This window comes from Pantanalinema sp. (genome assembly GCA_036704125.1).
Classification (GTDB): domain Bacteria; phylum Cyanobacteriota; class Sericytochromatia; order S15B-MN24; family UBA4093; genus JAGIBK01.
Genome location: DATNQI010000094.1, coordinates 1 through 14,438, shown reverse-complemented (window position 1 = coordinate 14,438; position 14,438 = coordinate 1). Strand labels below are relative to the sequence as shown.

At 67.8% G+C, this 14,438-nt stretch carries 15 protein-coding genes; 12 read left to right on the top strand and 3 right to left on the bottom strand.

Annotation, left to right across the window (positions count from 1 at the left end):
• Positions 1 to 48: 48 nt before the first annotated feature.
• On the bottom strand, positions 49 to 1,572 hold the full coding sequence (locus tag V6D00_14705; protein ID HEY9900423.1) for a hypothetical protein: 1,524 nt from the start codon (positions 1,570 to 1,572) through the stop codon (positions 49 to 51).
• Positions 1,573 to 1,811: 239 nt separating this feature from the next.
• Here V6D00_14705 and V6D00_14700 point away from each other — a divergent pair, with 239 nt between their 5' ends.
• The 12 genes from V6D00_14700 to V6D00_14645 all read left to right on the top strand — a co-directional run bounded on the left by V6D00_14700 (position 1,812) and on the right by V6D00_14645 (position 12,270).
• Entirely contained in the window at positions 1,812 to 2,684 is an 873-nt protein-coding gene (locus tag V6D00_14700) for a PHB depolymerase family esterase (GenBank protein ID HEY9900422.1), read from the top strand.
• A 107-nt stretch (positions 2,685 to 2,791) separates the two neighbouring features.
• A complete protein-coding gene (locus V6D00_14695) occupies positions 2,792 to 3,211 on the top strand; it encodes a flagellar hook capping FlgD N-terminal domain-containing protein (protein ID HEY9900421.1) in 420 nt (139 codons plus the stop codon).
• Between the two features lie 18 nt (positions 3,212 to 3,229).
• The gene (locus tag V6D00_14690; protein HEY9900420.1) at positions 3,230 to 4,381 is read left to right on the top strand and encodes a flagellar hook-basal body complex protein; all 1,152 of its coding nucleotides are present in this window, start codon (positions 3,230 to 3,232) and stop codon (positions 4,379 to 4,381) included.
• Positions 4,382 to 4,516: 135 nt separating this feature from the next.
• A complete protein-coding gene (locus V6D00_14685) occupies positions 4,517 to 5,428 on the top strand; it encodes a FliM/FliN family flagellar motor switch protein (protein HEY9900419.1) in 912 nt (303 codons plus the stop codon).
• A gap of 9 nt (positions 5,429 to 5,437) precedes the next feature.
• On the top strand, positions 5,438 to 6,826 hold the full coding sequence (locus V6D00_14680) for a FliM/FliN family flagellar motor switch protein (protein HEY9900418.1): 1,389 nt from the start codon (positions 5,438 to 5,440) through the stop codon (positions 6,824 to 6,826).
• A 9-nt stretch (positions 6,827 to 6,835) separates the two neighbouring features.
• A complete protein-coding gene (gene fliN, locus V6D00_14675) occupies positions 6,836 to 7,177 on the top strand; it encodes a flagellar motor switch protein FliN (GenBank protein ID HEY9900417.1) in 342 nt (113 codons plus the stop codon).
• 2 nt (positions 7,178 to 7,179) lie between these two features.
• Positions 7,180 to 8,340, top strand: a complete 1,161-nt coding sequence (gene fliP, locus V6D00_14670; protein ID HEY9900416.1) for a flagellar type III secretion system pore protein FliP — start codon at positions 7,180 to 7,182, stop codon at positions 8,338 to 8,340.
• Position 8,341: 1 nt separating this feature from the next.
• Positions 8,342 to 8,614: a flagellar biosynthesis protein FliQ gene (gene fliQ, locus V6D00_14665; GenBank protein ID HEY9900415.1), complete on the top strand. Its 273-nt coding sequence runs from the start codon at positions 8,342 to 8,344 to the stop codon at positions 8,612 to 8,614.
• A gap of 4 nt (positions 8,615 to 8,618) precedes the next feature.
• Positions 8,619 to 9,440 carry a flagellar biosynthetic protein FliR gene (locus V6D00_14660; GenBank protein ID HEY9900414.1) on the top strand — a complete coding sequence of 274 codons (822 nt, stop codon included), beginning with the start codon at positions 8,619 to 8,621 and terminating at the stop codon, positions 9,438 to 9,440.
• Between the two features lie 297 nt (positions 9,441 to 9,737).
• A complete protein-coding gene (locus V6D00_14655; protein ID HEY9900413.1) occupies positions 9,738 to 10,100 on the top strand; it encodes a hypothetical protein in 363 nt (120 codons plus the stop codon).
• A gap of 167 nt (positions 10,101 to 10,267) precedes the next feature.
• The gene (locus V6D00_14650; protein HEY9900412.1) at positions 10,268 to 11,926 is read left to right on the top strand and encodes an FAD-dependent oxidoreductase; all 1,659 of its coding nucleotides are present in this window, start codon (positions 10,268 to 10,270) and stop codon (positions 11,924 to 11,926) included.
• Positions 11,923 to 12,270: a rhodanese-like domain-containing protein gene (locus V6D00_14645; protein HEY9900411.1), complete on the top strand. Its 348-nt coding sequence runs from the start codon at positions 11,923 to 11,925 to the stop codon at positions 12,268 to 12,270. The genes V6D00_14650 and V6D00_14645 overlap by 4 nt, the downstream gene beginning before the upstream one ends.
• Before the next feature lie 36 nt (positions 12,271 to 12,306).
• Here the strand turns inward: V6D00_14645 and V6D00_14640 are convergent, their stop codons facing one another.
• Both V6D00_14640 and V6D00_14635 read right to left on the bottom strand, forming a co-directional pair.
• A complete protein-coding gene (locus tag V6D00_14640) occupies positions 12,307 to 13,923 on the bottom strand; it encodes a SulP family inorganic anion transporter (protein HEY9900410.1) in 1,617 nt (538 codons plus the stop codon).
• A 76-nt stretch (positions 13,924 to 13,999) separates the two neighbouring features.
• Complete coding sequence (locus V6D00_14635) at positions 14,000 to 14,329, bottom strand: metalloregulator ArsR/SmtB family transcription factor (protein HEY9900409.1); 330 nt, start codon at positions 14,327 to 14,329, stop codon at positions 14,000 to 14,002.
• Positions 14,330 to 14,438 lie beyond the last annotated feature (109 nt).

The window sequence follows — 14,438 nt, the reverse complement described above, 5'->3', positions numbered from 1 at the left end:
CGAGCGGGCGGCGAGTTTCAACTCGCCGCCCGCTCGCTTTGTGATCGTCTAGTTGGTGGCGCCCTGGTTGCCGAGGTTGTTGTAGGTGCCGCCCGAGTTGGTGTTGCGCCAGTCGTAGGCCCGCTGCATCAGGTAACCCTGCTTGCCGACGATGATGCCGTCGCCCTGGGGCAGGACGTGGATGCCGGTGAACTCCTTGCTGAGGTTGTAGTACTGGAAGTTGTTGTCGATCCGGTAGCTGACCCCGTCGAAGGCGAGCAGGTTGCCGTACACGTCGTTGATGGTGCCGCCGAACCAGGTGCCGGGCTCGGGGAGGCGGTTGGGGGTGACCGTGGCGCCGAGGAGCCAGCCCTTGTTGCCGTCGATCATCGAGATGCCGCGCAGGGGGACCTGGTCGAGGAACTTGACGCCGGCGTCGCTCGCTTCTTTGACCTTCCAGTTCGAGAGGTTGACGACGTTGCTGCCGCGGTCGTCGTAGGCGAGCATCAGGCCGCGCTTCACGCCGGCGAGGTTCTTCTGGCTGCCGACCGCGTAGCCCTGCTGGTCGTTGAACATCTGGATGCCGAGCAGCTCCGAGTCGCGGCCGATGCCGAAGGCGAAGGGAAGCGAGCTCTCCTTCCAGCTCTTGCCGTCGTAGTGCAGCGCCAGGGCGTTGTCGCCGTCGGTGCCGACCGCCCAGCCCGACGAGGGACCGAGCATCTGGACGGCGTTGAGGTGACCCGAGCCCTTGTACGAGGTGTCGCGGCGCCAGGCGTTGCCGGTCCACTGCATCAGCAGGACCTTGCCCGCCGAGTCGCGGCCCACGGCCCAGGCGTTGGTCTCGCTGAGGGCCGAGACGCCGAGCAGGGCGCCGTTGACGCCGGTGGTGGTGCCGACCCAGCTGCCGCCGCGGTACTGCATCGCGATGGCGGGGCTGGTGGCCTTGAGGTCGTTGCCCTGGTGGCCGACCATCCAGCCGCTGCCGGCGTTGGCGAAGTCGGCCGAGCGCCAGGTGTAGGCGGTGTTGCCGCCGGTCACCATCTGCCACGAGCCGTTGAGGAGGTGAAGCAGGGTGCCGTTCGCGCCGCCGACCCAGGCCTCCTTGGCCGAGACCATCTTGGCGGCGTAGAGATCGGCGCTGGTGGGGCTCTGGACCTGCTGCCAGCTGTAGACGGCCGGCGCGATGGTGACGGTGACGTCCGAGACCCGGTCCATCAGGGTGGCGCGGACGGTGACGACGCGCTGGAGCTGAGGGGTGAAGACGCCCTGGTCGTTGATGGTGCCCGCCTGGGCGTCGCTGATCGACCAGTTCACGAGGCGCGGATCCTGGTAGGCCTTGCCGTCACTGCCCTGGACGCTCACGGCGAACTGGCGCTGCTCACCGACGGTGATCGAGACGACGTTCGGGGTCACGGCGAGCGAGACGGGGTAGACCCCCTGGGGCAGCTCGGGACGCTGGTTGATGGTCGAGACGAGACCGGTGCCGGTCTGGGGCTCGGTGATGACGGCCGTCGGGGTGCGGCCGCAGCCCGTCAGGGCCAGGCTGGCGAGGAGGGGAAGAAGGCCCCACTTGATCGCGCTCGCATTCCGCATACTGCCTCCACTCAACTGCTACGTTGAAATCACTGGATCGGATGTCCTGTAAAGGTTATAGGTTGTCCGAGGTTGAATCTGAAGTTAAACTTCGCCCAACTCCTTAATGTGTTCATTAGGTGTTATCGCCGGAAAAGCCAGGCTACCGTGACCTCGGAGAGGGATCGTGTGCCAAGGGGGCAACGGTACGCCGGGCGTCCCCGTCTATCCTGGCAGGGAACACCGATCGAGGAGGAGGCATGCACCCGATCCGCCTGAAATGCACCGCCCTCTTGCTGGCGATCCTGGCACCCGCGGGGTGCGTCCAGGCGCCGCCCCACGTGGACGATCCGGCGCGGGACTACGCGCCGCCCAGGCCGTCGCCCAATCCGCTCGGCGCCGCCAGGGTGGTCGAGGAGACCTACGAGGGCCAGAACCTGGTGATCTCCCTGCCCGCGACCTTCGATCCGGCGAGCGCCGATCGCTATCCTCTGGTCGTCTTCTTTCACTCCTACGACCAGGACGCCCGGCAGATGACCAAGCTGACGCGCTTCGCGCGCCTGAGCGCCGATCTGGGGTGGATCGCGGCCTCGGGGGATCTGGCGGGCCCCTCGCACTGGGGCAACCCGCGGGCGATCGCCATGCACCAGGCCATGCTGCGCCGGCTGCGCGAGCGCTACCCCATCGACGATCGCCGGATCTACTACGCGGGCTTCTCCATGGGCGGGGGGACCGCCCTGCTGGCCGCGCTGGCGACCAAGGGCACGCCGGATGCGCCCGCCGCGATCGCCACCAGCCAGGGGTGGACCGATCTCGCTCGGATGCGCGAGGCCAAGGACGGCATGTACGCCGCCTCGATCGACGCGGCCTACGGCGGCGCCCTGAGCGAAAGCGCGCGCGCGCGCACCGATCTGGTGGCGCGCGCGGGCGAGCTCGTCGGCATCCCGCTCTACATGGAGCATGGGGATGCGGACCAGTACGTGCCCGTCACCCACTCCGAGCGCCTCAAGGCCGCCCTCGACGCGGCGGGGGTCGCGAGCACCTTCAAGATCTTCGGCGGCCTCGGCCACAACGAGGCCACGATCCACGAGGGGGTGATCCTCGATTTCTTCAAGGACAAGCGCAGACCGTAGGGCCCAAGCGTGCGCGAACGCACGGTTAAGCCCTTCGCGCGGAGGGTACAATGCCAAGGGTCCGTCCCTTGCGCCCCATGGGCCTTTCTTCGGGAGAGGAGCGCCGCATGTCCGTCTACGGTGTCCAGAGCATCACCTACACGCCGCCGAAGTCGGTCGGCGCCACCACGACGACGCCCACCGATCCCGAAGCCCAGAAGATGGACTTCATCCAGCTGCTGATCGCCGAGATCACCAACCAGACGCCCGACAGCCCCATGGAGCCGACGGCGATGATCACCCAGTACGCCCAGATGGAGTCGTCCATCGGGCTGATGAAGCTCAACGCCACCACCAACGTCTACCAGAACACCGCGATCGCCTCGGGCCTCATGGACCGGGAGGTCACGGTCAAGGTCGGCACCGGCGACGACGCCGGCACGATCAAGGGCAAGGTCTCGGCCGTGGACTTCTCGGGCGACAGCCCGATGGTCAAGGTCGGCGAGCTGTACTACCCCCTCTCCGCCGTCGTCCACGTCGGCGCCTAGCTCAGGAGGGCCTCTTGCATGTCTGACGTCCGGATCACCGCCACCAACAGCATCAGCGCCATCGACACCTGGCTCAAGGCCCTCGCGGGCAACCTGACGGGCTCGACCGTCACCGGCTTTCGCCAGACCCGCGTCCAGTTCGAGGACGTCCTGACCCAGCACCTCTCGGCGGGTGCTCCCGGCACCACCGGCGGCGGCGGCGACTTCGGCGGCATCAACCCCATCCAGCTGTCGGTGGGGGGTACCGCCATCAAGTCGACCCGCACCGACTTCTCGCAGGGCTCGCTCAACGGCACCCAGCGCCCCACCGACCTGGCCATCTCGGGCGACGGCTTCTTCGTGCTCTCCAAGAAGAAGGAGCCCACGTCCATGAAGGACCTGGTCTTCACCCGCAACGGCTCTTTCACCTTCAACCTGGAGTCCGACCCCTCGATCCTGAGCGCCAACGACCGGGCCAAGCTCGGCCGCGACTCCGAGGTGGGCGTGATGCGCCTGGTCAGCCAGGACGGCCTCTACGTCATGGGCGTGACCGGCAGCTACGAGCCCGATCCGAACCCCGGGGTCCCCGGCACCCCCAAGCCCTTCCTGGACGCGCGCGCCAACAACGGCGAGGCCATCGGCCCCGTCACCAGCGAGCCGGGCGCCTCGGGCGACGCGGGGATGGGCTTCAAGCCCTTCAGCTACCCCTTCGTCAAGGACTCCAACGGGGCCTTCAGCGTCAACGAGGACCTCCTCAACCGGACCTCCTTCGACACCATGGGCCTGCTGCGCAACAGCGGCACCCAGGACGTGCCCGACTCGACCGAGGAGTTCGAGCGCAGCGGCAAGCTCACCCTCGGCGCCGCCGCCGGGATCACCGGCCAGGAGAAGTACAACAAGTACGTCTCGGTCATGACCTTCGCCACCCCCGACGGCCTCTACCGCACGGACGGCACCAACTTCACCTGGAACAACACGGCGGGCAGCGCCTTCGTCGGGGTGGCGGGCACCGACCGGGGGCCGGTCGGCGCGAGCAACTCGATGAACGCCATGGCCCTCGAGACGTCCAACTCCTCGGTCAACACCACCCTGCCCGAGCTGACCATCGCCCAGAAGAGCTTCACCGCCAACGTCAAGATCATCTCGGTCGGCAACACCCTGATCGACGACGTCAACCAGCTCATCCGATAGGCCTTCCCGGGCCCCCCTCTCCCCCCTCGGCTTCGAGGGGGGATTTTTATTGGAGCGCCGGCGGCCGAGAGGCCGAAAAGCCGCATCTGGCGTATTGTTCGGGAACCTGTTACCCTAAGCCTTATGAGCGAAGACTTGAATTCGCTGATCATGAACCAGGCCCCGCAAGGCGACGCCTACCTCTACCGGGCGTTGTACCACCTCGGCGACCAGATGGCGGACGCCATGCGCGCCTTCGCCCAGGCCGAGGCCGAGGAGGACGACGAGGAGGAAGGCGGCGGGGCCGGCGTCGAGCTGCCCGCGGCCGACTGGGCGGTCGTCTCGGTCGAGACCTTCCCCTTCGCCACGATCCAGGAGAAGTACGGCTCCGACGCCGTCTGGGGCATCCTCCAGTTCATCGACCAGCCGGGCGGCCTCTTCGCCCTGATCGACCACGCCTCGGCCAAGACCCTGATCGGCCTTGCGGCCAACCGCCGCTTCACCGACGAGCACCTGGACACCATCGACGAGGTGGTCCGGCGCCTGTCCGTGACCTTCGCCGAGCAGTGGGCCGACATCCTGAGCGACACCGAGAACCAGCACGGCACCTTCCCCGAGATGCCGGATCTCTCCGAGCTCCAGGAGATCTTCATGGGGCTGGTGACGAGCACCCCCATCGCGGCGATCACCTTCCGCGTCACCGTCCCCTCGCAGCCCCTGGGGCGGGTCATGTTCGCCGTCCCCCAGCCCTACCTCGTGCCCTACGCCGACAGCCTGAAGGTGGCGGCCGACAACACCCGCGTCCAGACCGGGGGCGAGGACATGGACTCGCGCCTCCACCACCTGGGCGACACCCCGACCCCGGTCGTCGCCTACCTGGGGGCCACCTCCATGACCGTCTCCGAGCTGCAGAGCCTCGAGGAGGAGGACGTGATCGTGCTCGACCAGGCCGCCACCGCGCCGCTGGTGGTCGAGCTGGGCGGCGGCGCCCGGATCCTCGCCAAGCCGGGCACCAGCCCGGACGGTCTGCGCAAGGCGGTGCAGATCGTCCGCCTGGGCGCGGACTAGGAGGCGCCCATGACCGCCCGCGATCGCGCCCGCCTGCTGCGTCCCCAGTCGATCCCCCTCTGGCTGGGGCTCGCGCCTTTGGTCATGCTCTTCCTCTTCGCCGTCCAGTCGAAGTCGGGCCTCGGGCTGCCCATGCTGATCGCCGCGGCCCTCGGCGGAATCGGCTTCGGGGTGAGCGTCGGCTACCACTTCTTCTGTCGGGCCTCGATCCCCAAGGTGGTCATCAAGCCCATGGGCTTCTGGCGCGGGGCCATCGTCGCCCTCGCCCTCTTGCCGCTGACGCTCGTCAACCTCTACGGGGCGGGCTCGGGCCACTCGCTGATGCTCTCGCCCTACGGGATCACGAGCCCCCAGCGCTGGATCGCGATCGCCGCCAAGATGGTCCTCGGCACCCCCCTCGGCCTCAACACCGCCCCCTTGCCGCAGCTGCCCGCGAGCCTCTCCGAGGGGATCTTCCTCGGTGGGGCGCTGTGGGGCGCGCTCGGCTACGGCCTGGTCTTCGCGATCGCGGGCTTCGGCTTCGCCGCCCTGCGGCAGGAGTCCTTCGATCCGCGCCAGGATCCCTTCGGGGGAAGCGGCACCTGGCCTTTCCTGCGGATGATGATCGGCTACTACTACGGCCTGTCGCTGGGCTTCTGGTTCGGCGCGGGCGCCATCTGGCTCGCCAAGACGGTCTTCTCCAACACCGAGGCGCTGCCGAGCACCCTCCAGGCGGTCCTGATGGCCCTCGGCGTCAACCGGGATCCCAACCTCGCCTTCACCAACGCGGTGGGGCTCGCGGGCCTCCTCGTCGTCTTCTCCACCCTCTTCCTGGGCAAGGCCGACTTCGCGGCCGGCTTCTCGGACCCCCGGCCCGAGGAGAAGGAGCCCGACATGAAGATCAAGATCCCGGAGCTGCCTCAGACGCCCGAGCCCGAGTTCGACTTCGCCTCGATCGGCCACGAGACCGACCAGATCGCCCAGCAGTTCCAGAGCCAGCTCCAGGACCTGGCGCGGCAGCTGGGCTTCCAGGACCCGATCGAGACCGCCGCCTCCCTGGTGGCTGCCCCCGCCGAGTCGATCGAGGAGGCCCCCGCCGAGCACGAGCCCCCGGTCGCCAACGTGATCTCGGCCCGCAGGCCCGACTTCGACGTCAGCTTCGACAGCGCCATGGGCCAGCTCTCCAACGTCTACGTCCAGGTCAGCGCCCAGCTCGGCAGCACCGAGCTGCCCTTGACCGACTGGCTCACCATGGCCGAGGGCTCCATCCTGGAGCTTCCGCGCTCCAAGGACAACAGCATCACCCTCTGCATCAACGACAAGCCGGTCGGCAAGGGCCGCGCCGTCGTGCTCGAGGACCACAAGGCCATCAAGGTCCTCAAGCTGAGCAGCGACGCGACCCAGCATCTCGGGAGGTAACGCCCACCTATGGAATGGCAAGACCAGCGCCAAGGCTACAACGCCGTCAAGTTCGGCCCGCTCGCGGGGGCCGCCCACGGGGACACCAACATCCGGGGCAGCCTCGATCTGCTGCGCGACATCCGGCTTCAGGTCTCGGTCGAGCTGGGGCGCACCAGCCTCCCGCTCAAGCAGGTCATGCAGATGGCCGAGGGCTCGGTCATCGAGCTGGACCAGCTCGCCGGCGAGCCGGTCAACGTCATCGCCGCGGGCAAGATCGTCGCCCAGGGCGAGGTGGTCGTGATCGGCTCGAACTTCGGCATCAAGATCACCAAGATCTTCCAGAGCGAACTTTCGAGCACGATGGGGTAAAGATGGAAGCCACCCAGTCCTTCGCGGCGCTGAGCGCCACCACGAGCGCCCTGGCCCCCGGCCCCGACGTGAGCATCGGCCCCTACCTGGTGCAGCTCGCCCTCGTCACCCTCCTGATGATCGGCCTGGGTTACGTCAGCCTGCGCCTCGCCAAGGGCGGCCGCTTGCCGGGCCTCAGCCTGCGCCCCAGGGGCATCCGGGTCCTCGACCGCCTCGCCGTCGACGCCAAGCGTCAGCTCATGGTGGTGAACGTGGGCAAGCGCAACTGGCTGGTCGGCATGGGCGAGGGCGGCTTCAGCACCCTCGCCGAGCTGGACGAGGCCGACCTGACCCCCGATTTCGCCCGGATGGTCGAGGAGGCCGAGCCCCACACGCCGCGCGCGCGCCCCTGGTGGCAGAAGGCGCTGGGCCTGGGCCTGGCTGCGGCCCTGCTCACCGTGGTCCTGCCCATGCTGCCGGCTCACGCGCAGACCGCGGGTGATCTGGCCGCCAACGCCTTCGGCGGCTTCGACCTGCGCAACCCCCTCGGCGCCCCCAACATGACCACCTCGGTCTCCTTGATCATCCTCCTGGCAACGCTGACGGTCCTGCCCTTCATCGTGGTCATGACCACCTCGTTCATGCGCACGATCATCGTGCTGGGGTTTCTGCGCCAGGCGCTCGGCACCCAGAGCATCCCGCCCAACCCGGTGATGCTCGGGCTCGCGCTGTTCCTGGCCATGTACACCATGACCCCGGTCTGGAACACCATCGACAAGACGGCCCTCCAGCCCTACTTCGCCCGCCAGATCTCGCAGCCGGCGATGCTGGAGCGCGCCCAGGAGCCGCTCAGGGAGTTCATGCTCCGCCAGACCTCCCAGCAGGAGCTGGCCTTCTTCGTCCGGCTGTCGAACACCCCCGCCCCCAGCACGCCGGCGGACGTGCCGCTGCAGGTGGTGATCCCGGCCTTCATGGTCAGCGAGCTGACCACCGCCTTCAAGATCGGCTTCATCATCTACATCCCGTTCATCGTCATCGACCTGGTGGTCTCGAACGTCCTCTTGGCGCTCGGCATGAGCTCGCTGCCCCCGCAGATGATCTCGAACGCCTTCAAGCTCCTGGTCTTCACCCTCGCGAACGGCTGGCACCTTGTGATGGCCGCCCTCGTCCAGAGCTTCAAGTAGAATGTCCGACACGACCGTCATCCACGTCGCGACCCAGGCCATCCTCATGGTCCTGCTCCTCTCCGGGCCGATCCTCCTGATCAGCCTGGTGGTCGGCTTCGTCGTGGCGCTGCTGCAGACCATCACCTCGATCCAGGAGCAGACCCTCTCGTTCGTCCCGAAGTCGCTCGCCGTCTTCGGGGGGCTGATCCTGCTGGGGCCCTGGCTGCTCTCCACCATGGTCGGCTTCCTCACCACCCTCTGGAGCTCCATCCCCGGGATGCTCGCGCGCTAGGCCCATGGCAGAGCCCGCGATTCTCCCGTTCATCGACTTCGTCAACCGGGCGATCCCCGGCTTCGTGCTGGTGCTCGCGCGCTGCATCGGCCTGACCCTGCAGGCGCCGGTCTTCGGCAGCCGCGTGGTGCCCGCGATGGGGAGGATGGCCTTCGCCATGGCCCTCGCCCTGGTCTACTGGACGAGCCTCGCGCACCCGCCTCAGGCGCCGGAGCACTTCCTCGCCTTCATCATCCTGGTGATCTCGGAGCTGGTCTTCGGCATGGCGCTCGGGTTCGCAGGATCCATCATCCACTTCGCCGTCCAGGGGGCGGGCGACTTCATCGCGCAGGCCATCGGCCTGACCATGATCTCGACCATGAACCCCATGATCCGCACCAACTCGACGCCCACGGGCCAGATCTTCTATTACCTGGCGCTGACGGTCTTTTGCCTGAGCGGTGGCCACCTGCTGTACCTGGGGGGCTTCTTCCAGTCCTTCGAGCTGGTGCCCATCGGCGGCTTCCGCGTGACGCCCGCCCTGTGGGGGGTCATGCTGCAGATCACCGGGGCGCTGCTCGGGATCGTGATCCAGATGGCCATGCCGGCGGTGATCGTGGTGCTCTTGATCGACGTGAGCCTGGGCGTTCTCAACCGCTCGACGCCGCAGGCGCAGAACCTGCTCGACTTCGTGTCGACCATCAAGCCCGGCATCGGCCTCTTGATCGTGAGCCTCATGATCCCGAACGTGGTCGCGTCGGTCCACGACCTCTCGGCCCAGATGATCACCGACGTCCAGCGGGTGATCGTCGCCCAGAGCCAGAGCGTTCGCCCCGCCGGGCGCTGATCCCGGCGATTTTTCGCCCGGGACGCAACTTCGGGCGCTATGGGGCCGATAACCAGATCCAGGCGCCTCCTTAATGACCTGCGAACAAGGATTTTATGAAGACTTGCTAAGCGGTCATGCCGGGGCTACAATGGAGCCTTCGTCGGTGCGGCCCGGCCATGTTCGGCGCATCCGCCAAGGAGCCTTGTGCAAACCTTCGTCGTTCTCAGCGACTCAAGGGTGGTAAAAAGGAGCAATCATCCGTTGCCCCCGTGCACCCACGAGACAGTCTCATCCAGGCGGAAAGGATCCATCCGCATGCGCACCAAGATCGCCGACCACCCCGCCTTCACGAGCCGAACCGCCATCGTCTTCTTCCCGCACGAGCTGCAGCATCCCTGTCGCTGCGGGATGCGCAGCCGCCTCGAGACGTGTCCCCTCTGCCGGGATGGCGTCTGCCAGGACTGCGCCGTCTTCGTCGACCCCGAGACGCACCAGCCCGCGCGCCCGAGCCACCTGATCGCCGGGGGGGTCCGCGCCGACTTCCTGGCGCACCGCAGCTGCGTCAGCTCCAAGGACATGCGGCTCTCCTCGTGCGTCTACGCCACCGACGTGCCGCTGATGGTTCAGATCCTCAAGGGCGGCAAGCCGATGGGGCGCTCGCTGAACGTCCTCGTCTGATCGACAGCTCCCGGATCTCCCACGCCCCGGACGCTTCTGCGTCCGGGGCGATTTGGCTTTCGGGCCCGATCTTTTCGCGAACTCCGGCTGCTTAACCCCTTGATCTGGATACCCCCGTGGGGTATCATTCCCTCGAGCGCCCTGGAGCAAGCAAAGGAGTCCGTTCCATGAAACTTGTCATCATCGGCGGGGTCGCGGGGGGCGCGACCGCAGCCGCCCGCGCCCGCAGGCTCGACGAGCACGCCGACATCACCGTCTTCGAGCGCGGGCCCTACGTCTCATACGCCAACTGCGGCCTCCCCTACTTCATCTCCGGGGACATCGCCGATCGATCCGAGCTGCTGCTCCAGACGCCCGAGAGCTTCGAGGCGCGCTACGGGGTCCGGGTCCGGGTGAACACCGAGGTGATCCGGATCGATCGCGAGCAGCGCCGGGTCCTGGTCCGCGGTGCCCAGGGCGAGGAGTGGGTCCCCTACGACAAGCTCATCCTGGCCCAGGGAGGGCAGCCGGTCATGCCGAGCGTGAGCGGCATCGACGCTCCGCACGTCTTCAAGCTCTGGACCGTCCCCGACATGGACCGGATCGACGACCACATCGCCGAGCAGAAGCCCCGGACCGCGGTGGTGGTCGGCGGCGGCTTCATCGGGCTCGAGATGGCCGAGGCCTTCAAGAAGCGCGGCCTCGACACCACGGTCGTCGAGTTCCAGCCGACCGTCATGGGGGTGATGGACGCCGAGTTCGGCAAGTGGGTGGCCTCGGAGCTTGAAGAGAACGGGGTTCACGTCGAGACGGGCGTCGGGGTCAAGGCCGTCCTGCCGGAGGATCGCGCCGTGGAGCTCTCGGACGGCCGGGTCTTGCCGGCCGAGCTGGTTCTCTTCTCGGTGGGGGTGCGCCCCGAGCTCTCGCTCGCCAAAGAGGCGGGCCTCGAGCTTGGGCCATCGGGCGGGCTCCTGGTGGACGAGCACCTCCAGACCTCGGATCCCTTCATCTACGCCGCCGGGGACATGGTCGAGGTCCTTCAGCGCGTCTCGGGCAAGCGGGTCCGCGTGCCGCTCGCAGGCCCCGCGAATCGCCAGGGGCGCATTGCCGCCTCGAACGCCCTGGGGATGCCCATGCCCTACGCCGGCGCGCTCGGGACCAGCGTCGTCAAGGTGTTCGAGGCGACGGCGGCGATGACCGGGCTGAGCGAGAAAGCGGCCCGCGAGGCCGGGTTCGAGGTGGGGGTCGCCATCCTCCACAAGGACCACCACGCCGGCTACTACCCGGGGGCCGAGTCGATCGCCCTCAAGCTCGTCTACGAGCGCCAGACCGCCGGCTTGCTGGGCGCCCAGGCCTTCGGCCGCGCGGGGGTCGACAAGCGGATCGACGTGCTGGCGACCGCGCTGCACGGCGGCTTCACCCTCGAGGATCTCGCCGAGCTGGACCTGGCCTACGCGCCCCCCTACTCGTCGGCCAACGATCCCGTCAACCTGGCCGCCTTCATCGGGCTGAACGACCTCTCGGGCTTCAGCCCGCTCGTCACCCCTGCCGAGCTCAGGGCCGAGATGGAGGCTGCGGGCGGGGCCTACGTGCTGGATGTCCGCACCCCGCGCGAGTTCGAAGCGTCGCACCTGGTGGGGGCCCACCACATCCCTCTGGATGCGCTGCGCGATCGCCTCGACGCGCTGCCCAGGGATCGGCGCATCCTGGTTCACTGCAAGTCGGGCTTCAGGGCCCACCTCGCGGTGCGCATCCTGAAGCAGAACGGATTTTCCGACGTCGCCAACGTCACCGGGGGCTACGTCAGCATCCTCAACGACGGCAACTTCGAAGTGGAGGCGAAATGAGCATCTGGACCGTCCTGGCCCTCGCGGCCGCGGCCGCATTCGTGTACACCCGCATGCAAGGAGGAAATCGCATGTCGCAAGCCACCATCAAGGAAAAGATCGCAGCCGGGGCCACCGTCCTGGACGTGCGCACCAAGGATGAGTTCCGCTCGGGGGCCTATCCCGGGGCCATCAACATCCCGCTGCAGGAGCTGCAGGGTCGCCTCGGCGAGCTCGCCAAGGACAAGCCGGTGATCGTCTACTGCGCGGCGGGCGGCCGCAGCGCGGCGGCGGCCAGCGCCATGAAGCAGGCAGGCTTCGCCGAGGTGCTCAACGCGGGCGGCCTGGGGCAGATGCCCCGCTAAGCCGGCGACCGGACCACCCAGAGCGGCGAGGCGGAATCACGCCTCGCCGCTCAGCTCGTGGGCCAGGGTCGAGACGCCCGTCTCGACCCGCTCGAACCGATAGGGGGTCCCTGCGACTCCCAGCCGCTCGAGCAGGTCGCTGACCTCGGCGCTGAGGCCGCACAGGGCGACCTTGACGCCCCGGTGCTGCAGCTCGCGGACCACGTTGCCCAAGGCGATGGCCGCCGTGACGTCCATGGTCGTGACCGCCGCCATGCCGAGCACCAGCCCGCGACAGTGGACGTCGGAGAGGACCGTCTCCGCGAAGCGCCGCGCGTCCCCGAAGAACAGGGGGCGATCCACCTCGTAGACCCTGATGTCGTCGGCGAGGGCCTCGGGCACCCCGCACTCCCGGCACACCTCCTGGTGGCTGATAAGGTGAACGTCCGCCATCCGGCGCAGGAAGAGCGACACCGCGATGACGAGCCCCGCCTCGACCGCCAGGACCAGGTCGAAGATCACCGTCACCAGCCAGGTCGTCGCCATGACCGTCAGGTCGGACTTGGTCGAGCGCAAGAGGAGCTTGACCTGATCCCACTCGATCATGCGCCAGCTCGTCACCATCAGGATCCCGGCCAGCGCGGCCAGCGGGATGTTGGCGGCCAGGGGCCCCAGGGCGACCACCACCAGGGCGATGGCCAGGCCGTGAATGACGCCCGAGAGACGGGTCTTGCCGCCCGATCGGATGTTGACGGCGGTCCGGGCGATGGCCCCGGTGGCGGGGATCCCGCCGAAGAAGGGCACCGCGATGTTCGCCAGGCCCTGCCCGACCAGCTCCTTGTCCGGGTCGTGCGGCTTGCTCCCCGACAGGCGGTCGGCGACTGCCGCCGACAGCAGGGACTCGATGGCCCCGAGCGCCGCCAGCGCCAGGGCCGGGCGGATGAGCTCGTTCAACATCCCGAAGGAGAAGGGCGGCATGCTGGGCATGGGCAGCCCCTGCGGGATGGCCCCGATTCGCGGCAGGTCGAGCCCGAGCAGGGTGGATCCGACGGTCGCGATCAAGAGCGCGACCAGCGAGCCCGGCACGGTCTGGTTCACCTTGCCCCACAGGACCATGACGCCGATCACCCCGACGGTGATGATCACCGCGGCGAGGTTGGCCTGGCCGAGGTGCGTCATCTGCCACCACGCCTGCTTCAACAGCGGGGCCTTGGGGGTCAGGTGGGCGACGCCCAGGAAATTGCCGATCTGGCCGGTGAAGATGAGGATCGCGATCCCGTTGGTGAAGCCGGTGATGAGGGGCAGGGGCAGCAAGGCGGCCCACCGGCCGAGACGCCCGAGGCCGAGGCCCAGCTGGATCACGCCGGCCATCAGGCCGGCGATCCAGACCCGCTCGAGGCCGTACTGCGCCACGATCCCCGCGAGGATGACCGCCATTGCCCCGGTGGGCCCCGTGATCTGGAGCGGGGATCCTCCGAAGAGCGACGCCACGATCCCCGCGACGATCGCGGTGTACAGGCCCGCCTTGGGGTCCACTCCGCTCGCCACCGCGAACGCCAGCGCGAGCGGCAGCGCCACCACCGCGGAGGTGAGCCCCCCCATGAGGTCCCCGACCCACGGCGGGCGTTGCTCGGCCCTTCGTGTCTCGGTCAGCGGTGCGGAAGTCGGTTGCATGGCGCCCTCTTGGATTCAGTAATCCACTATCTTCAAAGATTTGAAGGTGACGAGAAAAAAAAGCCCTCGTGCCGGATCAGGTCGTCGGCTCGAGGGACTCGAGAGTGTCGCGGATCTCGACCAGGTGGTTGTTGAAGATCACCATGGCATCGTCCAGCAGGGTGAAGATGGCCGGGTCCTTCACGGAGTAGAGGACGAAGCTGCCCTCCTTGCGGCCCACGACGATGTTGCGCGAGCGCAGGACGGCAAGCTGCTGGGAGAGGGTGGTCGGCTCGACCCCCAGCAGCTCGGCCAGATCGTTGACGCCCCGCTCGCCCTCGCGCAGCGCGTCGATGATCTGGATGCGCAGCGGGTGCGCGAGCGCCTTGAAGAATTCGGCCTTGAATCGGCGCAACGGCTCGGTCATCGCCCCCTCGATCTGAAGAATTAATCCAACGTTTTTGAATCTGCAAAAATCCATAGATCTTGTACCATGGTTTCCGGTTTTCAAACAACAAATAATGGGGGCGCGTCGC

Bases quoted from the DNA above. Each gene is read 5' to 3' on its own strand.
- V6D00_14705 (HEY9900423.1), bottom strand. From the start codon at position 1,572: ATGCGGAATGCGAGCGCGATCAAGTGGGGCCTTCTTCCCCTCCTCGCC.
- V6D00_14700 (HEY9900422.1), top strand. From the start codon at position 1,812: ATGCACCCGATCCGCCTGAAATGCACCGCCCTCTTGCTGGCGATCCTG.
- V6D00_14695 (HEY9900421.1), top strand. From the start codon at position 2,792: ATGTCCGTCTACGGTGTCCAGAGCATCACCTACACGCCGCCGAAGTCG.
- V6D00_14690 (HEY9900420.1), top strand. From the start codon at position 3,230: ATGTCTGACGTCCGGATCACCGCCACCAACAGCATCAGCGCCATCGAC.
- V6D00_14680 (HEY9900418.1), top strand. From the start codon at position 5,438: ATGACCGCCCGCGATCGCGCCCGCCTGCTGCGTCCCCAGTCGATCCCC.
- fliN (HEY9900417.1), top strand. From the start codon at position 6,836: ATGGAATGGCAAGACCAGCGCCAAGGCTACAACGCCGTCAAGTTCGGC.
- fliP (HEY9900416.1), top strand. From the start codon at position 7,180: ATGGAAGCCACCCAGTCCTTCGCGGCGCTGAGCGCCACCACGAGCGCC.
- fliQ (HEY9900415.1), top strand. From the start codon at position 8,342: ATGTCCGACACGACCGTCATCCACGTCGCGACCCAGGCCATCCTCATG.
- V6D00_14660 (HEY9900414.1), top strand. From the start codon at position 8,619: ATGGCAGAGCCCGCGATTCTCCCGTTCATCGACTTCGTCAACCGGGCG.
- V6D00_14655 (HEY9900413.1), top strand. From the start codon at position 9,738: ATGCGCACCAAGATCGCCGACCACCCCGCCTTCACGAGCCGAACCGCC.
- V6D00_14650 (HEY9900412.1), top strand. From the start codon at position 10,268: ATGAAACTTGTCATCATCGGCGGGGTCGCGGGGGGCGCGACCGCAGCC.
- V6D00_14645 (HEY9900411.1), top strand. From the start codon at position 11,923: ATGAGCATCTGGACCGTCCTGGCCCTCGCGGCCGCGGCCGCATTCGTG.
- V6D00_14640 (HEY9900410.1), bottom strand. From the start codon at position 13,923: ATGCAACCGACTTCCGCACCGCTGACCGAGACACGAAGGGCCGAGCAA.
- V6D00_14635 (HEY9900409.1), bottom strand. From the start codon at position 14,329: ATGACCGAGCCGTTGCGCCGATTCAAGGCCGAATTCTTCAAGGCGCTC.